This is a genomic window from Pseudomonas sp. S9, assembly GCF_000222125.1.
Taxonomy (GTDB): domain Bacteria; phylum Pseudomonadota; class Gammaproteobacteria; order Pseudomonadales; family Pseudomonadaceae; genus Aquipseudomonas; species Aquipseudomonas segetis.
The window spans coordinates 199716-225695 of record NZ_AFFX01000005.1 but is presented as its reverse complement, the minus strand read 5'-3'; the positions used below and the strand labels follow the sequence as shown (position 1 = coordinate 225695).

Annotated in this window: 25 protein-coding genes; 15 read left to right on the top strand and 10 right to left on the bottom strand. The window is 57.0% G+C overall.

Features of this window, described 5'->3' with window-relative positions; genetic code table 11:
- The first annotated feature begins 287 nt into the window (after positions 1–287).
- The 10 genes from PSES9_RS0112445 (at position 288) to PSES9_RS0112395 (ending at position 11151) form a co-directional block, all read left to right on the top strand.
- Entirely contained in the window at positions 288–953 is a 666-nt protein-coding gene (locus PSES9_RS0112445) for a TetR/AcrR family transcriptional regulator (protein WP_010487381.1), read from the top strand.
- Positions 953–1537 carry an IMPACT family protein gene (locus tag PSES9_RS0112440; protein WP_010487379.1) on the top strand — a complete coding sequence of 195 codons (585 nt, stop codon included), beginning with the start codon at positions 953–955 and terminating at the stop codon, positions 1535–1537. The genes PSES9_RS0112445 and PSES9_RS0112440 overlap by 1 nt, the downstream gene beginning before the upstream one ends.
- Positions 1538–1755: 218 nt before the next feature.
- Positions 1756–3297 carry an ABC transporter ATP-binding protein gene (locus PSES9_RS0112435; RefSeq protein WP_010487378.1) on the top strand — a complete coding sequence of 514 codons (1542 nt, stop codon included), beginning with the start codon at positions 1756–1758 and terminating at the stop codon, positions 3295–3297.
- Positions 3298–3307: 10 nt separating this feature from the next.
- Complete coding sequence (locus PSES9_RS0112430) at positions 3308–4405, top strand: ABC transporter permease (RefSeq protein WP_010487376.1); 1098 nt, start codon at positions 3308–3310, stop codon at positions 4403–4405.
- Between the two features lie 53 nt (positions 4406–4458).
- Positions 4459–5385, top strand: a complete 927-nt coding sequence (locus PSES9_RS0112425) for an ABC transporter permease (protein ID WP_010487373.1) — start codon at positions 4459–4461, stop codon at positions 5383–5385.
- A 165-nt stretch (positions 5386–5550) separates the two neighbouring features.
- Positions 5551–6237 (top strand): SDR family oxidoreductase, encoded by a 687-nt coding sequence (locus tag PSES9_RS0112420; RefSeq protein WP_010487371.1) that lies wholly within the window; start codon positions 5551–5553, stop codon positions 6235–6237.
- A 152-nt stretch (positions 6238–6389) separates the two neighbouring features.
- A complete protein-coding gene (locus PSES9_RS0112410) occupies positions 6390–7745 on the top strand; it encodes an 8-oxoguanine deaminase (RefSeq protein ID WP_010487369.1) in 1356 nt (451 codons plus the stop codon).
- Between the two features lie 214 nt (positions 7746–7959).
- Entirely contained in the window at positions 7960–9042 is a 1083-nt protein-coding gene (locus PSES9_RS0112405) for a BMP family ABC transporter substrate-binding protein (RefSeq protein WP_010487368.1), read from the top strand.
- Positions 9043–9124: 82 nt separating this feature from the next.
- Entirely contained in the window at positions 9125–10099 is a 975-nt protein-coding gene (locus PSES9_RS0112400) for a 2-oxoglutarate and iron-dependent oxygenase domain-containing protein (protein ID WP_036988226.1), read from the top strand.
- A 104-nt stretch (positions 10100–10203) separates the two neighbouring features.
- Positions 10204–11151: an adenosine deaminase gene (locus tag PSES9_RS0112395; protein ID WP_010487364.1), complete on the top strand. Its 948-nt coding sequence runs from the start codon at positions 10204–10206 to the stop codon at positions 11149–11151.
- Between the two features lie 127 nt (positions 11152–11278).
- Here PSES9_RS0112395 and PSES9_RS0112390 read toward each other — a convergent pair whose 3' ends face one another.
- From PSES9_RS0112390 to PSES9_RS0112370, 5 genes are all read right to left on the bottom strand, one after another.
- Complete coding sequence (locus PSES9_RS0112390; RefSeq protein WP_010487362.1) at positions 11279–11746, bottom strand: copper chaperone PCu(A)C; 468 nt, start codon at positions 11744–11746, stop codon at positions 11279–11281.
- A 116-nt stretch (positions 11747–11862) separates the two neighbouring features.
- Positions 11863–12282, bottom strand: coding sequence for a DUF302 domain-containing protein (locus PSES9_RS0112385; RefSeq protein WP_010487360.1), 420 nt, complete (start codon positions 12280–12282; stop codon positions 11863–11865).
- A gap of 78 nt (positions 12283–12360) precedes the next feature.
- Positions 12361–13770: a PepSY-associated TM helix domain-containing protein gene (locus PSES9_RS0112380; RefSeq protein WP_010487358.1), complete on the bottom strand. Its 1410-nt coding sequence runs from the start codon at positions 13768–13770 to the stop codon at positions 12361–12363.
- A 96-nt stretch (positions 13771–13866) separates the two neighbouring features.
- A complete protein-coding gene (locus PSES9_RS0112375; protein WP_010487356.1) occupies positions 13867–14256 on the bottom strand; it encodes a DUF2946 domain-containing protein in 390 nt (129 codons plus the stop codon).
- Positions 14257–14317: 61 nt separating this feature from the next.
- Positions 14318–15235, bottom strand: a complete 918-nt coding sequence (locus PSES9_RS0112370) for a LysR family transcriptional regulator (protein ID WP_010487355.1) — start codon at positions 15233–15235, stop codon at positions 14318–14320.
- A gap of 113 nt (positions 15236–15348) precedes the next feature.
- On the opposite strand from PSES9_RS0112370, the gene PSES9_RS0112365 reads away from it, so the two are divergent.
- The 3 genes from PSES9_RS0112365 to PSES9_RS0112355 all read left to right on the top strand — a co-directional run bounded on the left by PSES9_RS0112365 (position 15349) and on the right by PSES9_RS0112355 (position 17054).
- The gene (locus PSES9_RS0112365) at positions 15349–15642 is read left to right on the top strand and encodes a putative quinol monooxygenase (protein ID WP_029529527.1); all 294 of its coding nucleotides are present in this window, start codon (positions 15349–15351) and stop codon (positions 15640–15642) included.
- A gap of 10 nt (positions 15643–15652) precedes the next feature.
- The gene (locus PSES9_RS0112360) at positions 15653–16669 is read left to right on the top strand and encodes a zinc-binding alcohol dehydrogenase family protein (protein WP_010487352.1); all 1017 of its coding nucleotides are present in this window, start codon (positions 15653–15655) and stop codon (positions 16667–16669) included.
- Between the two features lie 181 nt (positions 16670–16850).
- A complete protein-coding gene (locus tag PSES9_RS0112355; RefSeq protein WP_010487350.1) occupies positions 16851–17054 on the top strand; it encodes a hypothetical protein in 204 nt (67 codons plus the stop codon).
- A 21-nt stretch (positions 17055–17075) separates the two neighbouring features.
- Here PSES9_RS0112355 and PSES9_RS0112350 read toward each other — a convergent pair whose 3' ends face one another.
- From PSES9_RS0112350 to PSES9_RS0112340, 3 genes are all read right to left on the bottom strand, one after another.
- Positions 17076–18266: a multidrug effflux MFS transporter gene (locus PSES9_RS0112350; RefSeq protein ID WP_010487349.1), complete on the bottom strand. Its 1191-nt coding sequence runs from the start codon at positions 18264–18266 to the stop codon at positions 17076–17078.
- Between the two features lie 241 nt (positions 18267–18507).
- Positions 18508–21648, bottom strand: coding sequence for an efflux RND transporter permease subunit (locus PSES9_RS0112345; protein WP_029529526.1), 3141 nt, complete (start codon positions 21646–21648; stop codon positions 18508–18510).
- 11 nt (positions 21649–21659) lie between these two features.
- On the bottom strand, positions 21660–22805 hold the full coding sequence (locus tag PSES9_RS0112340; RefSeq protein WP_010487342.1) for an efflux RND transporter periplasmic adaptor subunit: 1146 nt from the start codon (positions 22803–22805) through the stop codon (positions 21660–21662).
- Between the two features lie 143 nt (positions 22806–22948).
- Between PSES9_RS0112340 and PSES9_RS0112335 the strand changes: the two genes are divergently transcribed.
- Entirely contained in the window at positions 22949–23569 is a 621-nt protein-coding gene (locus PSES9_RS0112335) for a TetR family transcriptional regulator (protein WP_010487341.1), read from the top strand.
- A 91-nt stretch (positions 23570–23660) separates the two neighbouring features.
- On the opposite strand, the gene PSES9_RS0112330 is transcribed toward PSES9_RS0112335, so the two are convergent.
- Entirely contained in the window at positions 23661–24209 is a 549-nt protein-coding gene (locus tag PSES9_RS0112330) for an RrF2 family transcriptional regulator (protein WP_010487339.1), read from the bottom strand.
- A 299-nt stretch (positions 24210–24508) separates the two neighbouring features.
- Between PSES9_RS0112330 and PSES9_RS0112325 the strand changes: the two genes are divergently transcribed.
- Positions 24509–25714, top strand: coding sequence for an NAD(P)/FAD-dependent oxidoreductase (locus PSES9_RS0112325; protein WP_010487337.1), 1206 nt, complete (start codon positions 24509–24511; stop codon positions 25712–25714).
- Between the two features lie 61 nt (positions 25715–25775).
- Here the strand turns inward: PSES9_RS0112325 and PSES9_RS0112320 are convergent, their stop codons facing one another.
- Positions 25776–25973, bottom strand: coding sequence for a heavy-metal-associated domain-containing protein (locus PSES9_RS0112320; protein WP_010487335.1), 198 nt, complete (start codon positions 25971–25973; stop codon positions 25776–25778).
- Between the last annotated feature and the right edge of the window lie 7 nt (positions 25974–25980).

The window sequence follows — 25980 nt, the reverse complement described above, 5'->3', positions numbered from 1 at the left end:
TAACCACCACGGCTCCGACACTGCTGACAGTGCCAAGTGTTTATAGTCACCGAGAGGCGGGTTCAAGCGCTAAAAGAACCAACAACAGTATTATTGAAGTTTGCGCAGGCCCGACTGACAATCTCACACAACAAGCAGCACCAAGATCACTCAGATGCGAAGAAACTCGCACCAGTATCGTGCAGACGGCCCGACCGTTGTATTTTTTTACCTGCCGAGCTTGTCACCTAGGCGCCACTCGGGTATCTGTTCACTCGCCCAGCTAACTGAATGAATCGGAACTGCTCATGACTCTCGAAGTGCCAGCCCATAGCGCCAACAATAGCGGCAAGCCTGCGGGGCGCATCCGCCAGAAAAATGAAGAAGCCATTCTGCGTGCTGCGGAAGAAGAGTTTGCGCGCCATGGCTTCAAGGGCACCAGCATGAATACCATTGCGCAGAATGTGGGCCTGCCCAAAGCCAACCTGCACTATTACTTCACCAATAAACTTGGGCTTTACCTTGCAGTCCTGAGCAATATCATCGAGCTTTGGGACAGCACCTTCAACAACCTTACGGTTGATGATGACCCAGCAGAATCTCTGAGCCGCTACATTCGGGCGAAGATGGAATTCTCACGGCGCCAGCCAAAAGCCTCGCGCATTTTTGCAATTGAAGTGATCAGCGGTGGCGAATGCCTCAACGAATACTTCAATGAAGACTACCTCACCTGGTTTCGCGGTCGAGCGGCAGTATTCGACGCCTGGATTGCGGCCGGCAAGATCGACCAGGTTGACTCCACCCATTTGATTTTCCTGTTGTGGAGCAGCACCCAGCACTACGCCGATTTTGCCGCGCAAATCTGCCGGGTCAGCGGCCGCTCTCGGCTGACCAAGCAAGACTTCGAAGCAGCAACGAACAACCTGATTCATATCATCCTTAAAGGCTGCGGACAAACACCGCCAAACGTCTGATGGCCCATACCCTAGCCAGCCCCTGTCAGTTTCACGAAGATATACGCAACAGCCGCTTTATCACCCTGGCCGGGCATGCGGACAGCCCAGCAGCAGCCCAGGCATTTATTGATCAGTTCAGTGACAGCAACGCCACCCATAACTGCTGGGCGTGGAAGGTTGGCCAACAGTACCGTTTCAATGACGATGGCGAGCCAACTGGCACTGCCGGACGACCGATTCTGGCAGCGATCGAAGGCCAGGGGTTCGACCAGGTCGTGGTTTTGGTTATTCGCTGGTACGGTGGCATCCAGCTGGGTACCGGTGGTTTATCTCGCGCTTATGGCGGCGGCGCCAACAAATGTTTGCAAGCCGGCGAGCGCCAGCAATTGGTCGAACGCATCCGTTGCAGCTGCCACTGTCAGTTCGCTGAGTTGCCGCGTCTCAAGCCACGGCTTGCTGAGTTCGATACGGTGATTGAGCATGAAGCATTCACCGCGCAAGGCGTCGACCTGGACCTGGCGATCAATGCCGAGCATTTCGACGGCTTCGCCCAGTTCGTCGCCGACCTCACCCGCGGCCGTGAAACACTGATCAGCCCTTGAAGCACGTCCGCGCCTGATGCCCGGCCAGGCGCGAGTCATGCAGTAACACCACACGCACTGAAATTGCTCCCTGCAATCACAATCCCGCCCCAAACTGGCGCAATAAAACGACCTTTTTTGCAGTCCCCCGCAAACACCAGCGCTAGGACGGGCTTTTCTGACCTACTGGCCAAGTTTTTGCTTTAGCTGCGCTAGTCGTTTTTTTCGAGTCACTGCCCATGTCTAGCTCCACTCCACTTGCGCGCCTGCAATTGCGCGGCATCACCAAACGCTACCCCGGCTGTGTGGCCAATGATCAGATTGACCTAAACATCAAAGCCGGTGAAATCCATGCATTGCTTGGCGAAAACGGCGCAGGCAAAAGCACCCTGATGAAAATCATCTACGGCGTCACCCAGCCCGATGAAGGTGAAATCCGCTGGCATGGCGAAACGCTTAAGATGCGTGACCCGTCCATGGCGCGCACCCTTGGAATCGGCATGGTGTTTCAGCACTTCTCGCTGTTTGAAACCCTCACCGTTGCCGAAAACATCGCATTGGCCATGGGCCGCCAGGCCGGCACCGCACAGCAGCTGGAGCCGAAGATACGCGAAGTGTCAAAGCGCTACGGCATGCCACTTGAGCCGGAACGATTGGTGCACAGCTTGTCGATTGGTGAGCGCCAGCGCGTCGAGATCGTGCGTTGCCTGATGCAGGACATCAAGCTGTTGATTCTCGATGAGCCCACTTCGGTGCTGACCCCACAAGAGGCCGACGAGTTATTCACCACCTTGCGCAGGCTGGCAAGCGAAGGCTGCAGCATCCTGTTTATCAGCCACAAGCTCGGTGAAGTTCGCGCACTCTGCCAAAGTGCGACCGTCTTGCGTGGCGGCAAAGTCTCAGGCCACTGCATTCCGGCAGACTGCACAGATTTGGAGTTGGCCAGGTTAATGGTTGGCGACGCGCAAGGGCTGGAAACACGCCATGCCAAAGTCAGCGGCGCCAACCTTTTCCTGCAAGTTGACCAACTGTCCTGGTACAACCCCGACCCATTTGGCACTTCGCTCAAAGATATACAGCTCAATGTGCGCAGTGGCGAGATCGTTGGTATCGCAGGTGTCGCGGGCAATGGCCAGGATGAGATTCTGGCGTTGCTCAGTGGCGAGCAACCACTGCCCAAACGTGAAGCATTGCGCATCAACTTCGCCGGCCAACCGGTGGCGCATTTGAAACCTGATGCACGTCGTCAATTGGGCCTGGCGTTTGTGCCAGCCGAGCGCCTCGGCCACGGCGCGGTGCCGGACATGAGCCTGAGCGACAACGCCTTGCTCACTGCCTTCCAGCAAGGCCTGGTCAGCAAGGGCCTGGTCAAACGCAGCAAAGTGGTGGCGTTCGCCGAGGAAATCATCCGCCGCTTCGCGGTTAAGACACCGAACGCCGAAACCGCTGCGCAGAGCTTGTCAGGCGGTAATCTGCAGAAATTCATTCTCGGCCGCGAGATCATGCAAAACCCCAAACTGCTGATCGCCGCGCACCCGACCTGGGGAGTTGACGTGGGTGCTGCAACGGCGATTCATCGAGCGCTGATCGCCCTGCGTGATGCAGGCGCGGCAATTCTGGTGATATCCGAAGACCTCGATGAACTGTTCCAGATTTGCGACCGCATTGGCGCACTCAGCAGCGGCAAATTGTCGACCCTGGCCAACACCCTTGAGACCAATCCGGTCGAGGTCGGTCGCTGGATGGCTGGCCAATTCAACACTGATGCAGTTCTGAGCTGACGGAGTTTTTATGTTGTTATCCCTTGAACCTCGCGGCCAGCAATCACGCGCCATGCTCTGGTTTTCACCCTTGCTGGCGGCTGCATTGACCTTGCTCTGCGGCTCCTTACTGTTTTTATTGCTCGGCCACGACCCACTGCTGACCTTGCACACCTTATTGATTGCCCCTCTTAGCGACTGGTATGGCGTGTCTGAACTACTGGTCAAGGCCTTGCCCATTCTGCTCTGTGCGCTGGGGCTGGCCGTGGCTTACCACGCCCGGATCTGGAACATCGGCGCCGAAGGCCAGTTACTGCTCGGCGCCTTGGCCGGTAGCGCCGTGGCGGTACATATCATCGGCTGGGAAAGCCGCTGGGCGCTGGTGCTGGTCATCAGTGCCGGTGTAGCCGCAGGTGCGGCCTGGGCAGGGCTCACGGCATGGCTGCGGACGCAGTTCAACGCCAATGAAATCCTCACCAGCATCATGCTCAACTACATCGCCCTCAACCTGTTGCTCTATTGCGTCCATGGCCCGCTGAAAGACCCAGAGGGTTATAACTTCCCCGAGTCGGCGATGTTTGGTGACTTCAGTCGGCTGCCACTGCTCAGTGAAGAGGGTCGGGTCCATGCGGGCCTCTACTTCGCTTTGCTGGCATTGGTTGCGGTGTGGGTGTTGCTGCAGAAAAGCTTCCTTGGTTTCCAGATCAAGGTGCTCGGCCTTGATCGTCGTGCGGCCGGTTTTGTCGGCTTTAGGGAGAAACGCCTGGTCTGGTTCGCCCTGCTCGTCAGCGGCGCATTGGCGGGCCTGGCCGGGGTCGGCGAAGTGGCCGGACCGATCGGCCAATTGGTGCCGCAGGTGTCGCCTGGCTATGGCTATGCCGCAATTACCGTGGCATTTCTCGGGCGCCTGAACCCGTTGGGCATCCTCTGCGCCAGCCTGCTCATGGCACTGCTCTACCTGGGTGGTGAGAACGCGCAGATGGCGATGAATCTACCGCAAGCTATTACCCAATTGTTCCAGGGCATGATGCTGTTCTTCCTGCTCGCCTGCGATGTGCTGATTCTGTATCGCCCACGATTGAAGTGGAAATGGACAAAACGCACAGCCACCCAAGACGCCTTGGCCTGAGAACAGCAGCGCCTGGCAATGACCGGCGCGTTAAAAGAATATGAGGATGCTGTATGGATATCGATCTACTGAGCAACATTTTCTTCGCCATGGTGCGCACCGGCACCCCGCTGCTGCTGGTCGCACTGGGTGAAATGGTCTGCGAAAAAAGCGGCGTGCTCAACCTGGGCCAGGAAGGCATGATGCTGTTTGGCGCGGTGACGGGTTTTATCGTCGCGTTCAGCACCGGCAATCTCTGGCTTGGCGTCATGCTGGCAATGGCAGCGGGCATGCTCCTGTCGATGCTGTTTGCGGCTGTTGCCCTGGGCTTCAACGCCAATCAGGTGGCGACCGGCCTGGCCCTGACCATCTTCGGCGTTGGATTATCGACCTTTGTCGGCGCCGCCTGGGTGGGTAAGCCACTGACCGGTTTCGAGCCGGTGGTTATTCCCTTGCTGAGCGATATTCCACTGATAGGCCGCATGCTGTTCGCTCAGGATCTACTGATCTACCTGTCATTCGTCTTGTTTGCATTGGTGGCCTGGGTAATGCTGAAACCCCGCATCGGCCTTATCGTCCAAGCCGTTGGCGAAAACCCGGATGCCGCCAGTGCCATGGGCTTGCCGGTACTGCGCGTGCGCACCCTGGCCGTACTGTTCGGCGGCGCCATGGCCGGGCTGGCCGGGGCTTATTTGTCGCTCGCCTACACCCCTATGTGGGCGGAAAACATGACCGCAGGGCGCGGCTGGATTGCTCTGGCGCTGGTGGTATTTGCCAGTTGGCGGGTATTTCGCGTATTGCTTGGTGCTTACTTGTTTGGCCTGGCAAGCATCATTCATCTGGTCGCCCAGGGCGTTGGCCTGTCGATTCCATCGAACCTGCTGGCAATGCTGCCTTACCTCGCGACCATAGTGGTCTTGGTGTTGCTATCGCGTGATCCCATCAAAACCCGCCTGTTCGCTCCGGTATCTTTGGGTAAACCCTGGCAACCCGGTCATTGATAAAGAGCGCCTGGCAAGGAGATCCACCTCGACAGTTTCTGCGCTTTAACCCGAGCAGCAACAACACAACGCCCCGAATTTTCGGGGCGTTTTTTATTGCCTGATGCTTGCTCAAGCCAGATCATGCACAGTGTCGAGATCCGACTAACGCTTCAGGAGTATTTCATGACCGAGCCAAAAACAGCATTGATCATCGGTGCCTCGCGGGGCCTGGGCCTGGGCCTGGTGAAGCAATTCAACCAGTCAGGCTGGCAAGTCACGGCAACGGTGCGCGTCCCACAGCGGGCGGATGAACTAAAAGCGCTGCACGGGGTGCAGGTCGAAACCCTGGATATCGACGATAGCCAGTCACTGGGTGCACTGGCCCAACAGCTTCGCGGCCAGGTGTTCGACCTGATCTTCGTCAACGCAGGCGTGCTGGGCCCCGAGCATCAGTCGGCCAGCGCTGCGACGCAGGCTGAATTGGGCCAACTGTTTATGACCAATGTCAGCGCACCGATTCGCTTGGCCGAAAAACTGGTCGATCAGCTTCGCCCAGGCACTGGCGTGCTGGCGTTCATGAGCTCGGTACTGGGCAGCGTCACCAACCCCGAAGGCAATAACCTGGCGCTGTACAAGGCCAGCAAGGCGGCGCTCAACTCCTTGACCAACAGCTTTGTATGCTCCTTGCCTGAGCCGCGCCCGACCGTGCTTTCCCTGCATCCGGGCTGGGTCAGAACAGAGATGGGCGGCCCCAATGCCGAGATTGATGTCGAAACCAGTTGTGCAGGATTGGCCGCTCAGGTGCAACACTTTGCTGGCAAAGGCGGTCATCATTTCGTTTACTACAAAAGCCAGGCAATCCCCTTGTAAGACGCAAGCCAGGTCGCAACGCGCTGTGGTTGAACTGCATCGCGTTGACGGTTATCGTAAGCAGCTGTCGCAATCCCCTGCGGCACACCTGGATCAGCAGACAGGGTTAACACTGAGCTGGCTACCTGAAATCAACTCAGAGGGCCTGCACGGTGCCTAATACTCATATCTGGATCAAAACGCCTCTCGCTACTTTCACTGCCAACGGCCTTGATGCCTCGGGCGGCATTGTTGTGGAACATGGCGTCATCAGCGAAATTCTCGGCGCAGGCCAGCAGCCTGCCAAACCCGGCTATGCGGTCTTCGACGCCCGCGAGCATGTGGTGCTGCCGGGGCTGATCAACACCCATCACCACTTCTACCAAACGCTCACCCGTGCCTGGGGGCCTGTTGTCAACCAGCCGCTTTTCCCCTGGCTGAAAACCCTGTATCCGGTATGGGCTCGACTGACTCCGGAGAAACTCGCGCTGGCCAGTAAAGTGGCACTGGCCGAACTTTTGTTGTCCGGCTGCAGCACTGCCGCCGACCATCATTACCTGTTTCCGGGCGGGCTGGAAAACGCCATTGACGTGCAGGTCGAGGCTGTTCGCGAGCTAGGCATGCGCGCCATGCTCACCAGCGGTTCAATGAGCCTGGGCGAGGCCGATGGCGGCCTGCCACCGCAGCAAACCGTGCAGCAAGGCCAGGTAATCCTGGAAGACAGCCAACGGCTGATCAAGCAATACCATGAGCGTGGCGAGGGTGCGCAAATCCAGATCGCCCTGGCGCCCTGCTCGCCCTTCTCGGTGACCCAGGAAATCATGCGCCAAAGCGCTGACCTGGCTGAAGAATTGGATGTACGCCTGCACACCCATCTGGCCGAAACCCTGGATGAAGAAGACTTCTGCCTGCAGCGCTTTGGCCTGCGCACCGTTGACTATCTCGACAGTGTTGGCTGGCTGAGCTCACGCACCTGGCTGGCCCACGGCATCCATTTCAACCCGGATGAAATCGCACGCCTGGGTCAGGCGGGCACCGGCATCTGTCACTGCCCCAGCTCCAATATGCGGCTCGCTTCAGGGATCTGCCCGACGATCGACCTGGAAGCAGCAGGCGCGCCAATCGGCCTGGGCGTCGATGGCTCGGCATCAAATGATGCCTCTAACATGATCCTCGAAGCCCGTCAGGCGCTCTATATCCAGCGCTTGCGCTACGGTGCCGAAAAGATCACCCCCGAACTGGCGCTCGGCTGGGCCAGCAAAGGCTCGGCGCGCTTGCTTGGCCGCACTGACATTGGTGAGCTGGCCGTGGGCAAGCAAGCCGACCTGGCTTTCTTCAAGCTGGACGAACTGCGTTTCTCCGGCAGCCACGATCCTGTCTCGGCCCTGCTGCTATGCGGCGCAGACCGTGCTGACCGCATGATGATTGGCGGCCAGTGGCGCGTCATCGACGGCCAAATCGAAGGCCTTGATGTGGCCCAGCTGATTGCCGATCACCGTCAAGCGGCCAAAGAATTGATCGCCGGCTAACAGGCTTGCACCACTTGGCAGCACGCAGGTGATTTTCGCCCGAACGGCTGCACCAACACAGAACCCTGCTCCGGCAGGGTTTCGTGTTTTCACGGAAAAGAAATCGCCTGACGCGGGTAATTGTCTAGTTGGTCAGTTTTTTGCAACCGACTCAGCGCCAACAAGAATTGAGCGCTTAGCCGCAATTAATTTCACCTACGGAGCAATACCCGCTATGCAGAAGAAGAGTAAAAAGCCACTGCTGCGTGCCCTCGTCGCCGCCCTCGGTTTCAGCGCCGCCATGAGCGCCTCCGCAGCTGACCCATTGAAGGTCGGCTTCGTCTATATCGGCCCTATCGGCGATCACGGCTGGACCTATCAGCATGAGCAAGGGCGCAAGATGTTGGCTGAGCAGATGGGCGACAAAGTCGAAACCAGCTTCGTCGAAAACGTGCCGGAAGGCGCTGATGCCGAGCGCGTGATCCGCAACATGGCGAAAAGTGGCTACGACCTGATTTTCACCACCTCCTTTTGTTACATGAACCCAACGCTGAAGGTCGCCAAGCAGTTCCCGAAAGTAACCTTTGAGCATGCAACGGGTTACAAGCAGGCCAAGAACCTCGGTACCTATCTGTCGCGCTCGTACGAGGGCCGTTATGTCGGGGGTTACCTCGCCGCGAAGATGACCAAGACCAAGAAAATCGGTTACATCGCCTCCTTCCCGATTCCTGAAGTGATCCGCGACATCAACTCGATTCAACTGGCGCTGGACAAGTACAACCCGGGCACCGAAATCAAAGTGGTGTGGGTCAACTCCTGGTTCGATCCTGGTAAGGAATCAGACGCAGCCAACGCATTGATCGACCAGGGCGTTGACGTGGTATTCCAGCACACCGACAGTCCGGCTCCGATCCAGACCGCAGAACGTCGCGGCGTGTATGCGGTTGGCTATGCCTCCGACATGCAGCATTTCGGCCCGAAAGCCGTGCTCACCTCAATCGTCAATAACTGGGGCCCGCACTACATCAAGTCGGCCCAGGCGGTGATTGATGGAAACTGGAAATCCCAGGATTACTGGGGCGGCGTGAATGACGACACCATCCAGCTGCCAATCAGCGACCTGGTGCCTGCGGATGTCAAAGCTGAAGCCGAGCAGATTGAAGCAAGCATCAAGAGCGGTGAGTTCCATCCGTTCACTGGCCCGATCAAGGACCAGAGCGGCGCCGTCAAAATTGCCGATGGCGTCGTAGCCACCAATGCCGAACTGGCGTCGATGAACTACTACGTAGAGAACGTCAAGGCAGAGCTGCCCAAGTAACCTGCAGCAATGCAAATTGGCTCTTAATAACTGATTGGAACTGCCGGCCATCAAAGCCGGCAGTTTATTCTCAGAGAAGATCATGAATCCAAATCAACTGCCCCTGATCGATATCGCGCCGCTCTACAGCACAGATGAAAACGCCTGGCGGCAAGTCGCCAGACAGATAGACCAAGCCTGCCGCGAGTGGGGCTTTTTCTATATCACCGGCCACCCGATCAGCACTCAGCGCATGACCCAGCTGGCCGATGCAGCAAAAAGCTTCTTCGCCCTGCCCGATGCAGAAAAGCTCAAGATTGATATTACCCAGACCCAGCTTCATCGAGGCTACGGCGCCATTGCCACCGAGCAGCTCGATCCGAACAAGCCCAGCGACCTCAAAGAAACCTTCGACATGGGTTTCAACATGGCCGCCGATCACCCGGATGTAATCGCTGGCAAACCCTTGCGCGGTCCCAATCGCCACCCGCAGATAAGCGGCTGGAGCGAGCTGCTGGAGCAGCACTACAACGACATGCACGAGCTGGCAAAAACCTTGTTGCGCAGCATGACAATCGCCTTGGGAGTTGAACGCGACTTTTTCGATTCGCGCTTCGAAGAGCCGATCAGCGTGTTCCGCATGATCCACTATCCACCACGCCACACCGCCAGCAGCGCAGACCAGCAAGGAGCGGGCGCGCATACCGATTACGGCTGCGTAAACCTGCTCTACCAGGACAGCGCAGGCGGCTTGCAGGTGCAGAATGTCAACGGCGAGTGGATTGATGCGCCGCCCATAGAAGGCAGCTTTGTGGTCAATATCGGCGACATGATGGCGCGCTGGAGCAACGACCGCTACAAATCGACACCGCACCGGGTTATCAGCCCGCTGGGCGTGGATCGTTATTCGATGCCGTTCTTCGCCGAACCGCACCCCGACACCGAAATCAGTTGCCTGCCCGGCTGCTCCGACGCCAATAACCCGCCCAAGTACGCAGCCACCACCAGTGCCGAATACCTGCTTTCCCGCTTTGCCGATACTTACGCCTATCGCCGCACCGAACCAGCCCAGGGCTGAAATTAACCACAGAGATCAACGGCGGGGTCATGGCATTGCCCTCGCCGATTCCTGACCCAGTGGTTAAACTGGAGCCTGACTCAAATAGCTGACGAGAACTGACCATGTACGATTGGCTCAACGCCTTGCCCAAAGCCGAACTTCACCTGCACCTTGAAGGCTCGCTTGAGCCTGAGCTGCTGTTTGCCCTGGCCGAACGCAATAAAATCGCGCTGCCCTGGAATGATGTTGAAGCGTTGCGCGCGGCCTACGCGTTTAACAATCTGCAGGAATTTCTCGACCTGTATTATCGCGGCGCCGATGTGCTACGCACCGAGCAGGATTTCTACGACCTGACCTGGGCGTATCTGGAGCGCTGCAAGGCGCAGAACGTGATTCACACCGAACCCTTCTTCGACCCGCAGACCCATACCGATCGCGGCATTCCATTTGAGGTAGTGCTCAGTGGCATCAAGCAGGCGCTGGATGACGGGCAAAAGCAGCTAGGCATCAGCCACGGCTTGATTCTCAGTTTTTTGCGTCATTTGCCGGAGGAGCAAGCCTTCAAGACCCTTGAGCAAGCGGCCCCCTTCCGCGATGCCTTTATCGCCGTCGGCCTCGACAGTTCAGAAATGGGCCACCCGCCGAGCAAGTTTCAGCGGGTGTTCGACAAGGCGCGCAGCGAAGGCTACCTGACCCTGGCCCACGCAGGCGAGGAAGGCCCGCCGGAGTACATCTGGGAAGCGCTGGACCTGCTGAAAATCGAACGTATTGATCACGGCGTCCGGGCGATTGAAGACGAGCGCCTGATGCAGCGCATCATTGACGAGCAGATTCCACTGACCGTTTGCCCGCTGTCCAACACCAAGCTCCGCGTGTTTGACGACATGCGTCAGCACAACATCCTTGAAATGCTTGAGCGCGGCGTCAAGGTTACAGTCAACTCCGACGACCCCGCCTATTTCGGCGGCTACGTGACCGAGAATTTCGCAGCGCTGCATGCCAGCCTCGGCATGACGCAAGACCAGGCCAAGCGCCTGGCACAAAACAGCCTCGACGCACGTATAGCGTAAAACAAGCTGGCGCTGTCACTCCCAACGGATGATGTCTACTCCGTTGGGCGGACAGCGCCTTTCTGTCCGCCATTTGCAAGGCAAAACAGGATTGCCTGGCGCTTTGTGGTGGAGTCACACCCTGCGACTAGTGCTTATGCGCTTCGCCAGCCGCTGGTGCGTCCTTCTGCACATTGACTTGCACCTCGACATCGCCGGCCTTTTCAAAGGTCAAGGTCATTGGGAAGTGCTCACCGGCCTTCATCTGCTGCTCCAGGTTGAACAGCATGACGTGGTAACCCATGGGCTCGAACCTGGCCTGGCCGCCAGCAGGAATGTCCACGCCTTGCACCTGCTGCATTTTCATCACATCGCCGGCATGTACGTGCTCATGTATCTCGGCCTTGCCAGCAACCGGAGTGTGGACGGCAATGAGACGATCAGCCTCCTTGCCCTTGTTATCCACAACAAAATAAGCCGCTGCGGTTGGCGCAACGGGTGGCATCTCGCGAGACCAGGGATGCTCGATGTGCAGATCACCAAGGTCGAACTCATGGGCATTGGCCAAAATGGCTGGGCTCATTAGCGCCGCGACCATCAATATTTTTTTTAACATTCAAGCTCTCCAGTCACATTGAATACAACAAATGGCATGACAGCCCTGCCAAGCTGCAACCCTGGCGCTTATCGATTACAACTCGACATGGGCTATCAATAATCAAGCCGGTTCAATCAGCTCGCCGCGACCATATAAAAAAGCCAGTCAGGCAGCAGTGAATTAATCGCCGCAATCGCCCCATCGGCACCATTAAGCTGGTATGCGCTATCCAAGTGATCGATATCGGTACAACGCACCCAGACCTGGCCGTCATCGGCTTGCCAGATAAACACCCGGATTGGCAACTCGAAACCCGCTTCAATATTGGCACTCAACAATTTGCCGACCAGAGCGGTGTTCTGGATCAGCAGGCATTCCGTGGAATTAACCTCCTTCCCGGATAACCCGGCAACCTCTTGTTGATTCAGACGCGCGACTCGCATGACTTCAGGAAAGGCGTCCAACTTGGTAAACAGACGATCCGCCGTCTCTTTTACCGAGTTGGAGCTTTTACGCACCCAACGTCCTTCATTGATAGTGTTTTTGTCTTCCATGGCAATCTCCTTGAGTGATCAGATAAATCATCTGTGCAACCGCGCGTACTGCTTCCCCGCGTTCACTGTTGATACCGTTCAACCGGTTTGCAGTTGAGCGTAAATACGACGACGTGTAAACAACCAATCTAATGGCGCAACCAACAATAATGAAGCACCACCCAGGGGAAACAAAAAAGCGACCACCAACATGATCGCCAATCCCCCACGCCAGACCGGCAAGTCGTGGCGCAACGGCGGCACACCGAAGCCCCCTTGCGGGCGACGCTTCCACCACAATACCAAACCACTGATGCTGCTGAGTAAAATCATCAGGCACACCGCCAGCATTAACAGCTGGTTGGCTAGGCCAAACATCTTGCCCTCATGCAACATGACGCCGGTTTCCACGGTTCTGGCGACCAGCCCGTAATCGCTCCAGCGGATATCCGCCAGTACCTTGCCGCTGTATTGATCGATATGCAGCGTGGCATCGTTACGTGGGTCGTCGGCAAACACACTGACGCTGTAGACCCCGCGCTCGCCCGCAGGCAAGGTCACGCTGTAGCCAGGGTGCACACCAAGCGCATCCGCGCTATCGACCACATGCTGCAAACTGACTTGGGCGCTGCTGGCCTGCCCATGCATCTGCGCCATGCCCTTGTGCGCGGCATGGGGATCGGATTCAGGCAGCGGCGTGACTTCCGCCGCCCAGGGCACGGTTTGGTTGGTGCTGGTGTTGAGGCTACCGGCCAGCTTGGTCGATTGCGGCACGTTATCCCACATGGCTGCCGGAAAGTGATTCCAGGCACCGGCAAACTTGGCGCCCCAGAAGCCAGTCCAGGTCATGCCGGTCAACAGCATGAATAACAGCAGCAGCGAGCCCCAGAAACCGACAACGGCATGCAGGTCGCGCCAAAACAGCCGTCCGCGATTGGCCAGGCGCGGCCAGAACAGCGCCGTTTTACTGGAACCCCTTGGCCACCATAGGTACAACCCCGAGATAACCAGGACTATTGCCCAGCCGGCCGCCAGTTCTACCAGGCGATCGCCAACAGTACCAATCATCAACTCGCCGTGGATCTTGCGCGCGATTGCCTGCAAGTTGTTCTCGGCATCCTGCACGCCGAGAATGTCACCGTTATAGGGGTTCACGAATACATTGAGCGTGGCCTCGGGCGTGGCCACTACAAATTGCGCACTGGCCTGTGCATTGGCCGGCGGCAAGTACTTGCTGATACTTGCCTGCGGGTACGCCTGCTTGACCAAGGCCATCTGCTGATCAGCACTGATGCGCTGTTCGGCGACTGGCACCTGCATCAGGTCCGCGTACATCAGCGAATCCAGCTGTGGTTTGAACAGGTAAATAATTCCGGTGACCGACAGCATGATCAAGAACGGAATGACCAACAGTCCTGCGTAAAAATGCCAACGCCAGGCCAGGTTATAGAACGACGGCCTCGATGAGCCAGCCCTTGCCGGCTGCTCTGAAATCTGAATATCTCGCATCAGTGTTCCCCAATCCAAATGCACTTGCCCAGCGCACAGCGCTGGCAGGCATCAAGCAATTCTTATGGTGGCTGCCACACAAGCGGCAAGTAGAAGCTAGGCGCTGAAGGGGGATGCGCGGGGATTGGCTGAAGGCCAGAGGTAGCGGACTGGCCGCCTTGATAATGGCGCAGGTGAAATCAATCTGCGCGGCGAACTCAGGAATAAACCGAGCACGCCAAAGAACGCGGCCAGGGCAATGCCAAGGAATGTCGAGCACATTGAACAGCCAAAGCCTGTCGCGGGGTTGAACAACACAGTGTCGGAATCACTGATATCCAGAGCGCCGCCACTATTGCCCTGAGCGGAGCAATAAGCACCGTCGATACCGCTGAGTTGCAACGCTGTCATCTGCCCATGGCTGATACTGCAGGCGAACGCACTGAACAGGACACTGGCGTACAGTATCCAGGCAATCAACGAACGATCTGCCCGGTTCATTTTCATGGTGGACGACTCTAAAACTCTATGTCTGGAACATCTGCGGCTGTTATGCCGCAGTGCAATATTAATCGGCCCATGGCGCTTTAGCCAGCAGCGCGCTACAGCGAGCCTGCACAAAGTCGCGCAGCACATGCACCGGTTTACTTAACTGCGAGCGGTGGGCGCAGATCAGGTTAAGTGGCGTCAACTCGCCAAGGTAGTCATTCATAAGCACACGCAATCGCCCTGCCTGAACATCGGCGGCAACGTCCAACCACGACTTGTATACCAAGCCCTGCCCGGCGACCGCCCAGCGCCGCACCACATCGGCATCATCACTTTGGCGGTCACCTTGCACGGTCATGCTCTGCTGGCGCCTGCCTATACTGAATTGCCAACGATCATGAATACGGCCGCCCAGCATGTACAGCAGGCAGTTGTGCCCTGCCAGTTGTTCCAGGGTTTGTGGCTCACCGTGGCGCGCAATATAGGCTGGAGAGGCACAGAGCACCCGGCGATTGGTTGGCGCTACCGGCAACGCCACCAGGCTTGAATCCTCTGGCGCGCCGTAGCGCAAGGCGATATCCACGGGCTCGCGAAAGAAATCGGTTATCCGATCCCCCAGCAACAGGCGCAGTTGAAGTTGCGGGTGGGCTTGCTGGAACTCATCGAGCCAGGGAAGCAAGGTGTTGCGACCAAAATCCGAAGGGGCGCACAGCTGCATCAAGCCACTGATCCCGACCTTGGTGCCCGCTAATTGCAGCCGGCCTGCTTCAATACTCTGCAATGCCTGGTGCGCGTGACTGAGGAAAGCCTGGCCCTGCGCGGTCAGGCGCAAGCTACGGGTCGAGCGGGCGAACAAACGCGCATCAAGCTGTAGCTCCAAACGTTTCAATGCTGCGCTGGCCACCGCTGGAGATATCTCCAGCAAGCGAGCCGCGGCTGACAAGCTGCCAGCTTCAGCGGTGCGTACGAACAATTGCAAATCGTCAAGACGAAGCATCCGGGCTGCCTATTATCAAAATAATATTGAAATAGACTCTAGTTTCTCCGGCTTTTTCTAAAGGATCAATTAATTCAACATGACCTATCCATCCGGCATCCGAGGCTTCAATCATGAGTAGAACATTGGCTTTAGTCGCCACGATCACCGCACTTCCCCAGCACCAGACACAGGTGGAAGCACATTTGCGCACACTGGTTGCTGCCAGCCGCGAAGAAACCGCTTGCATTCAATACGACCTTCACCAGCAACAGGACGCGCCCGCAGTATTCGTCATGATCGAACAATGGCGTGACGCAGCCGCACTTGAAGAACACAAGCAAACCGCGCACTACCAACACTTCTCGACGAGCTGTAGCGAACTGCTGCAGGGCGTTGAAATCAAGTTACTAACCCAGATTGCCTGAGGAGCCAACCATGAAAGCAGTTGCTTACTACCAATCCCTGCCGGCAGATAACCAAGAGTCGCTGGTCGATGTAGAGCTTGCCGCGCCCACTCCGGGCCCGCGTGATTTGCTGGTCGAGGTCAAGGCGATTTCGGTAAACCCGGTGGACACCAAGATCCGCCGGAACGTCGCCCCGGAAAACGCTCAGCCCAAGGTACTTGGCTGGGACGCAGCTGGCGTGGTCAAGGCGGTCGGTGCGGATGTCAGCCTGTTCAAGCCCGGCGACCAGGTGTTTTACGCAGGTGCGATCAACCGTGCGGGCGCCAACAGCGAACTGCACCTGGTGGATGAGCGCATTGTCGGCCACAAGCCCAAAAGCCTGTCATTTGCAGAAGCGGCCGCCATGCCCCTGACGGCCATTACCGCCTGGGAACTGTTGTTCGACCGCCTGCAAATCACCCAGGGCAGCATTGACCAGGGCCAAAGCCTGTTGATTGTAGGCGGCGCTGGTGGCGTGGGCTCGATGCTGATCCAACTGGCCCGCACGCTGACTGGCTTGACCGTAATTGCTACAGCCTCGCGCCCGGAAACCCAGGCCTGGGTGCGTGAACTGGGTGCCCATCATGTACTCGACCATAGCCAGCCATTGCATCAGGAGTTGCAGCGTATCGGTCTTGAGCATGTCAGCCATGTTGCCAGTCTGACCCAGACCGACCAGCACTTTGCCCAATTGGTTGAGGCACTCGCGCCACAGGGCCGCCTGGCGTTGATTGATGATCCGGCTGAGCCACTGGATATCATGCAACTCAAGCGCAAGAGTCTTTCGCTGCATTGGGAACTGATGTTCACCCGCTCGTTGTTCGAAACGGCCGATATGATCGAACAGGGCCGCCTGCTCAATAAAGTTTCGGAGCTGGTTGATACCGCAGCGATCAAGACAACCCTTGGCGAACACTACGGCGTGATCAATGCCCAGAACCTGCGCCGTGCACATGCACTTCTCGAGTCAGGCAAGGCCAAGGGCAAGATCGTCCTGGAAGGGTTCTAACGGCAAGCCGGTGGCGTTTAGCTGCCGGCCAAGCCCTTTGCTGGTGCTGGTCGGGCAGCGCTCACACAGCAAAAATATTCAAATTATCGATTCTAACTGCCAAACGCGAAATTGATTTGCGTCAGTGAAATTTCATATCCCAAGTCTAAACTGGTTCGACCAACCGCAGGAGGCGAACCACATGGATATCCGGATCAGCCCACTCAGCCAAAGTCAGGATTCGCGCTGGCAGGTTATTTTTGACGGTCATAAAGTCACGTTCAACAATGAAGCTGATGCACGTAACTTTGCCTCCACTCTGTTGGAACGCCTGCAGGCACCACACGACCTGCCTGACGATGGACAGTCCCAGCAAACGGACGCTTCAGACAATCAGGGTTCCTGAAATAACCATTCCAGCGAAATCCTAGATCGCCGGATAACCTGCGCGGTGCTCAGCCCAGACGGTAAAGCGCGAGCACAATGCAGCCAGCAATGCGCAGCCAAAAATAACCAAAGCCATTGGCCATGCAGTGCCATTATGCAAATAGCTCACGAGCGCTGCGGCACTGGCAGCAATAGAGAACTGCAGGCTGCCCAGCAACGCCGAAGCGCTACCTGCATGACGTCCCTGCCCAGCCATCGCGCAGGCGGAAGCATTCGGGAGCAGAACCCCCAAGCTGGCGATGCAACCAAATAATGGAATCAGCAGCGGCCACAAATGCTCAGGCTGGTTCAGGGCGATAATCAACAACGCCGAACCACAGGCCAGATAAAACCAGACAACCCGGCGCAAGCAATAGCTTGGTCCATGCTTGGCGACCAGCCAGGCATTGACCTGTGCCATCAGAATAAAGCCTGCCGCATTACTGCCGAAAACCCAGCCATAATGCTCGGCGGGTACACCATAAAGCTCAATAAAGACAAAGGGAGAACCGGCGATATAGGCAAACATTCCCGCCACAGCCAATCCGCCTGTCAGCGCGTGACCAATAAATGGCCAATCAGAAAACAAGCGCAGATAGGCCCCGAGCGCACCCGACAAAGGCGCACTCGCATGCGTGTCATCCAATGTTTCCGGCAGCCCACGCCAAACCGCGACCGAACACAGCACACTGAAAATAGTCAGGCAGACGAAAATCGATTGCCAGCCAAAAGTGCCCAGCAACACCCCGCCCAGCACCGGTGCCAGAATCGGCGCCAGCCCCATCACCAGCATCAGTTGCGAGAACACTTTTGCCGAGGTGATCGGGTCGCAGAGATCACGCACCACAGCGCGCGAAATCACCATGCCCGCGCATCCGCCCAGGGCCTGCACAAAACGCGCGGCGATCAGCCACTCAAGGCTGGGTGCCAGCGCACAGGCCAACGACCCCAGCGAAAACAGGCTGACGCCAATCAGCAATGGCTTGCGGCGACCAAAACGATCGGCCAGTGGCCCGTAGACGAGCTGCCCGATTGCCAAGCCAAGGAAGTACACCGCAAGCGATTGCTGTACATGCTCGACATCGGTTGCAAATGCGCTGGCAATACTCGGGAAGCTTGGCAAATAGAAATCAATTGCCAATGGCCCAAAAGCGCTGAGAGCGCCGAGTATCAGTAAGGTCGATAATTTCATGAAACGCTCTGCATTAAGCCAAAAACAGGTATTTACCGCGCAACGGAACCGTCAGGGAAAGACTGCGCCAGAGCCTGGGGCTGCGTGCAATGGCTTTGCCTGAGCGAACTTTAGTACAGTCCTGCCAGGCCAGAGAGAAGCGAGGCAATTGCTCGCGGCCTCTGTCAGAGCAGCCTTGCGCCAATAATACAAACAGCAACGCCGCCACTCTTGCGAATGGCGGCGTTGTTTTACTTCATGATTAAACCGAGTCGCTATGTGCGGGCTGGTCCTTCTTGCCCTTTTTGCTGAGTTTTTCGCCAAGGGACTCAACCAGCATAAAGAACATTGGAATCAGGAAGGTCGCCAGCAACGTTGCCGCCAACATGCCACCGATTACCCCGGTACCAATCGAGTGTCGGCTAGCAGAGCCCGCACCACTGCTGATGGCCAGCGGTACAACACCGAGGATAAATGCCAGCGAGGTCATCACGATTGGCCGGAAACGCAAGCGCGCAGCCTCCAGTGCCGCCTCGAAGATACCCAAGCCATCACGGCGCAGCATCACCGCAAACTCGACAATCAGAATTGCGTTCTTCGCCGCCAGGCCAATGAGGGTAATCAACCCGACCTGGAAGTACACATCGTTCTCAATGCCGCGCAGCCAAACCGCGAGAATCGCACCGAATACCGCAAAAGGCACAGCGGTGACAACCGCAAGCGGCAATGTCCAGCGCTCGTATTGGGCAGCCAGAATCAGGAACACCATGATCAGGCCGAATACAAAGGCCAGGCTACCCGACCCCTGGGTTTCCAGTTCCTGGAATGCCGAACCTGTCCACCCGATGCTGTAGTCGCTACCAAGCACTTCGTTGGCCACTTCCTGGATGGCTTGCAACGACTGACCCGAGCTATAGCCTGGAGCAGGCCCACCGAGAATTTTCGCCGATGGGTATACGTTGAAGCGGGCGTAGGTATCAGGCCCCAGAATACGCTCGACCTTGACCAGCGACGCCAATGACACAAGGTCACCGGAGGCCGAACGCACATAGACCTGGGACAAGTCCGACGGCTTGCGGCGGAACTCAGGCTCTGACTGCAGGCTAACCTGCCAGGTACGTCCATAGAGGCTGAAGTCGTTGACATAGTAGCTGCCGAAGGTCGACTGCATCGCCGTGAATACGTCACTGACGGCAACCCCAAGCGAACGCGCCTTGGTACGGTCCAGATCGATGTAGTACTGCGGCACATCAGCGTTAAAGGTGGTTTGCAAGCCGGCCAGTTCCGGGCGTTTGCTCGCCGCAGCAAGGAACTCCTTGACCTTGCTGGCCAATTGCTCCGTGGTGCCGCCGCTACGGTCTTGAATGTAGCCTTCGAAACCACCGGTGGTGCTCATGCCGGTAATAGGTGGCGGGTTGAAGGTCAGTACCACACCGTCTTTCTGCGAAGCGCCCATGCCCATGAACTCATGGGTCAGGTTGCGTGCATCAAGCTCTGGAGTGGTGCGCTCGCTCCAATCTTTCAAGGGCACAAAGGACACACCGGCGTTACTGCGGGTACCGAAGGTCAAGATGTCGAAACCGGCAAAGGTCACCACATCTTCCACCGCTGGATGCTTCATCAATTGCTGGGTCACATCACCTGTAAGCTTCTCGGTCCGGGTCAGCGACGCGGCTGGAGGCAAGAAGTAGGCGTTGATCACATAACCCTGGTCCTCATCCGGCACCAGCGAGCTAGGCACCCGGCCAAACAGCATCACCATCAGCACTATCATGCCGCCAAACAGCAGCAAACCGATGGCCGAACGCTTGAGGAAGAAACGCACACCCGAGGTATAGCCGCTGGTGAACTTGTCAAACCCACGGTTAAACCAGCGAAACGGTGCAGCAGGCTCCTGGTGATCGGGTTTAAGCAACAAGGCGCAAAGTGCCGGACTCAAGGTCAAGGCAACGATGCCCGAGATCACTACCGACACGGCAATGGTCACCGCAAACTGTTTATACATCTCCCCGGCCAGGCCTCCGAGGAACCCCACCGGTACGAACACCGCGCAGAGCACCAGAACGATGGCCACGATTGGCCCCGTCACTTCCTCCATGGCCTTGATGGTGGCTTCTTTCGGGCCAATCTTGTCGGTTGCCATGACCCGCTCGACGTTCTCGAGTACCACAATGGCATCGTCCACCACGATACCGATTGCCAGCACCAGACCAAACAGCGTCAGCAGGTTGATGGAGAAGCCCAAGGCATACATACCGGCAAAGGTACCGATCAAGGAGACTGGAATAGCCAGTACCGGAATCAGGGTTGCTCGCCAGTTTTGCAGGAAGATAAACACCACCAGTACAACCAGCACCAGTGCTTCGAAAAAGGTGTGAATAACCTCTTCAATCGATACCTTTACGAATTTGGTGGTGTCGTATGGGATCTTATACGCCATGCCGTCCGGGAAATTCTTCGATACCCGCGCCATGGTTGCCTGAACCGCCTCGGCGGTGTCCAGCGCGTTGGCTCCCGGCTGCAGGTACACACCGAACGCAGCGTTCTGCTGGCCATTCATCGAAGTCATCAGGGAATAGTCCTGAGCCCCCAACTCGACTCGCGCAACGTCTTTCAAACGCAGGCTTGCACCTGTCGCATCGGAACGAAGAATAACGTTCTCGAACTCTTCAGGCTTGGAAAAACGCCCCTGAGTGGTAACGGTATAGGTAAAGTCCTGCTCTTTTTTCAGCGGCTGCTGGCCAAAGCTACCAGCGGCGAACTGCGAGTTCTGTTCACGAATGGCATTGACCACGTCAGTCGGCGTCAGGTTGAACTGGGCCAGCTTGTCCGGCCGCAGCCAGATACGCATCGAATAGTCCTTGGAACCGAACTGGGTGACGTCCCCCACACCGGGCAGGCGCTTCAACTCATCGATCACGTTGATCAGGGCGTAGTTACTGATAAACACCGGATCACGGGAGTCATCCGGTGAAAACAAGGTCACTACCTGAAGAATGTCGGAAGACTTCTTCTCCACCTTCACGCCCTGGCGACGGACCTCTTCGGGCAGCTTGGCCAATGCAGCCTGCACCCGGTTGTTGACGTCGATTGTGGCTTGGTCGGGATCACTGCCAACCTGAAAGTAGACCGACAAACTCATGGTGTTGCCACCCGAGTTTGACTGCTGGTAAATCATGCCCTCGACGCCGTTGATCTCTTGTTCGAGTGGCGCGGCTACTGTCTCGGCAATAACCTGCGCACTCGCTCCCGAGTAGGTTGCGGTCACCGACACCTGCGGCGGGAGAATTTGTGGGTATTGGTCAACTGGCAACGAGCGCATGGCCATCAGGCCTGGGAGCACTATCACCACCGAAATAACCGTTGGGAAAACCGGTCGTTCAATAAAGAAAGGAGAAATCACCTAGATACCCATTACGATTTCTTATCAGCGGCGGAAACGTCCGACGCGACCTTGACAGGTGTATCCGGGCGAACCTTGGTCAGGCCTTCGACAATGACCTTGTCCCCCGCGCTGACGCCGGACTTGATCACCCAGCGACCTTTTGAGGTCCGACCTACGCTGACCTGACGCACACGGGCAACGCCTTTGTCATCGACGACATAGACAAAGGTGCCATTGGGCCCTTGCGCGACTGCACGCTCAGCAACGGTCAGCGCATTCGGTATGGAGATACCCTTGATCTGCACGCGAACGAACTGCCCGGGCAACAGGGTCTGCTTCGGATTGGGTACCACTGCACGAGTGCTGACGGTGCCGGTGCTGCGGTCGATCAGGCTATCGGTAAAGTTGACCTTGCCCTCCAGCGGGTAGGTCGAACCGTCACCATAGGTGATACCAACGCGCACGGCCTCGCCATCAAGCACCAATGAGCCATCAGCCAATCCATTGCGCATGCTTTCGACATCACTGTCAGGCGCGGCAAAGTTGACGTAGATCGGATCCAGTTGGGTAATCTTGGTCAACAGGCTCGCATTAGGGTCACCAGCGACCATCAAGCTGCCTTCGGAGACTGTTTCCTTGCTGGTGATACCCGAAATCGGCGCGGTAACTGTGGTGTAGTCGAGATCAATCTGCTTGGCCTGCACTTCGGCCTTGGCAGCCTGGATATTGGCTTTGCTTTGCTCGAAGTTGGAGACAGCGTTATCCAGTTCGCTCTCGCTGGCATAGCCTTTTTTCTGCAGCTCGCGGATACGCCTGAGGTCACGCTCGGTCTGACGATAGCGCGCCTGTTCCTGCGCCAATGCACCCTTGGCCTGGGCCAGCGCAGCCTGGTAGATACGCGAGTCAATGCGGAACATCAACTGGCCTTGCTTGACGCTGCTACCTTCAAGGTAGGTACGTTCCTGAAGAATTCCGCTGACTTGCGCACGCACTTCGATCTCACGGAAACCCGCGGTGCGAGCCGGGTACTCAAGCTCTAGCGGTAGAGGTGCGACTTTAACTGTTTCGACTGAAACCTCAGGTGCAGGAGGCGCATCTTCAGCACGAAGCTGTGTGCTCAAAGTGCAAAAAGCCAGGAATCCCAGGGCGACCGGGAAAGAACGTACAAAAACCATAGGTGTCTCCGAGACAACGCAGCGCGCAAACTAAAGGCGAGAATGCTAATTACATACAGGTGTGTTTGTAAATAGAACTATACAGCTAATTTATCTACAATCGTTTCAATAACCTGAGCCTAGTCATAAATAACTAATCCGACATGCGCCGAACTAAAGAAGAAGCCGAAAAAACCCGTGCCGCCATTCTCATGGCGGCCGAAACATTGTTCCTGGAGCATGGCGTAGCCAAGACCAGCCTTGAACATATTGCCAGGCATGCCGGTGTCACCCGTGGCGCGGTGTACTGGCACTTTGAAAATAAAGCCCATTTGTTTCATGAAATGCTCAACCAGGTGCGCTTGCCCATTGAGCAAATAACCGAGCAACTGTGCACAGGCTTTGAAAACAACCCAATACTGGCGCTTCGTGACCTGTGCGTAGACGCCTTGCAAGACCTGGCGCTCAACCCACAAAAACAGCGGATCTTTACAATCTTGCTCCATCGCTGTGAATTGACCGAAGAACTGCAGGAGGCGATGGATCGTCACACTGAATTCATCAATCAGTTTGTTGCATTGTGCGAGCAATATTTCAGCCAACCTTCAATATCTGCGCATTTACAACCAGGTGTCACCCCGCGCCTGGCTGCAAGAATGCTCAATGCATTGATTGTCGGCCTGCTCAGCGACTGCCTTCGCGACCCAAGCCTGTTCGACCTGAATCAAGACATCAAGCCGGTTTTCGCCGCCTTGTTCAACGGGCTGCTGAGGCAAGCGGCATAGCAGCCTGCCCAGTATTACTACAAACCCATCAAGCCTAGACCACTGACGCGAAAACGCACCATTTTCGCGCAGTTGTCCTGATAGTTGATGCTCAATCCACCTGCCTATGCTCGATTGCCTCGTTGCGCGCGGGCTTGGGTTCGCGGCGCTGTGCCATCCACTCACCGACCTGGCTGGCAAACGTCTCAGGCACTACACGCCCAACGCGGCGCGCCATATCGAGGATTGTTTGCTGCGCCAGCGCCTCCTCCATGCGCTTTTGCGCAGTCAGCATGACCCCATGAACGGTGCAGGTGCCAGCCTGCGCCCAGGTCGGCGGAGAGCCTGCAAACAAAGCGCAGCGGCTGCGAATTTCGCGGCAATCAAAAATATCCTTGCGTCCATCGATCGCGGTCACTATATCCAGCACATTGATTTCATCGGCTGGCCGCGCCAGCTTGAAGCCGCCCTTGACCCCTTCCGTTGACGCCACCAACCCCGCCTTGGCGAGCTTGGTAAAAACCTTGGCCAAATATTCTTGCGGCACACCTTGCAACTCGGCCAGGTCACGCACGCTGGCTTCCCGAGGGTTGCCCTGCTCGTCCACTAAAAACAGCAGGCAATGAATCCCGTACTCAACGCCCGCACTGTAAAAAGACATCACAATCTCCGACTAATCTGGTCGTAAATCTAACAAATAGCCGCCATTGCAACAAGCAAGACGGCTGTTTCCGGCGACGCACCCGACTCATCCACAAGCATTTCCACGCACAGGCTGCCCGCGCATCCGACCAAAGGTAATGCAATAATGCTTGCCGTTTTTAACTACGACCAATATAGTCGTAGTTATGTGCTTGAGCTCGCAGAGCCATTGCAAGCGAATCACCAAGGAGTCGTGCCCTCCGGCCAGACGCCGCTCTAATCAATATGTTCAAACTCGTTATCATTCTGGAGCTAACCATGAAACAGCAGATTTTGATTCTCGGTGCAGGCTTTGCGGGTATGTGGAGTGCATTAAGCGCGGCCCGCTTGCTGGATCAACATAAGCGCAATGACATTTCAGTCAGCGTACTCGCACCTCAAGCAGAGCTACGTGTTCGCCCGCGCTTCTATGAGCCGGAAGTGCACAGCATGAAAGCGCCGCTTGATGCGCTTTTCGACGCCGTTGGCGTGACCTTTATCAAAGGCTCGGCGCAGGCCATAGACACCGCCAGTAAAAGCGTCAGCTACCGCGATCCCGAGGGCCAGCAACACCAGGTCGCTTATGACCGTTTGATCCTGGCAACGGGCAGTGCCGTTGCGCGGCCAGACCTGCCCGGGATCAATCAATACGCATTCGACGTTGATCAGATCGAACAAGCTGCGCGGCTGGAATCGCACATCAAGGCACTGGCCAAACAACCTGAAACCGCCGCCCGTAATACCGTCGTGGTAGCAGGCGGTGGCTTTACCGGGATCGAAACAGCTACTGAAATGCCTGCCCGGTTGCGCGAAGTGCTTGGCAAGGATGCAAAAATCCGGGTGATTATTGTTGACCGGGGCCAGCATGTCGGCGCCGCGATGGGTGAAAATATCAGCCCGATAATCGCCCAGGCCACTTCCGAGCTGGGTGTTGAATGGCAACTGGGCGTTGCGGTTACTGCTGTCGACGCAGGCGGCGTCACCCTCTCTGACGGCCAGCGCATCGAAGCCAACACTGTAGTCTGGACAGTCGGTGTGCGCGCCAGCGCCTTGACCGAGCAAATTGCTGGTGAACGTGACAACCAGGGGCGACTGCATGTCGACGCCAACCTCAAGGTGATTGGCCAGGCCGATATCTTCGCCACGGGAGATGTGGCCTACGCCGCCACGGACGACCAGGGCAACTACGCCCTGATGACCTGCCAGCACGCCATCGCTCTGGGCCGCAGCGCCGGTAATAACGCAGCGGCAAGCCTGCTTGATAGCGCACCAGTTCCTTACCGCCAGGAGAAATACGTGACCTGCCTGGACCTCGGACAATGGGGCGCGGTGTATACCGAAGGCTGGGATCGTCAGGTCAAGCTGGTAAAAGAGGAAGGCAAACAGCTTAAGACCCAGATCAATACCCAGTGGATCTACCCGCCTGTAGCTGATCGCGCGATCGCCTTGGCAGCAGCCGATCCACTGATTCCGGTCGTCGCCTGACCCCCTCCGGCACGGGACGGATAACAGCGTGCTCATCCGTCCCGTGATCGACCAACAAGCGCTACTGAAGATGGGCGGCGTAGCCTGCCTTGCTGATCAGCGCGCCCAGTTGAGTCGCATCCAGGATGCTGTCTACACGAACCTCGGCGCTTGCCAGATCCACCTCGACTTGCGCCTGTGCGTCAGCGGTTTTGATCGCGTCGGTAATGGCTTTTATGCAGTGCCCGCAACGCATGCCATCGACTTTGAATAGTTGCATGTTCAAT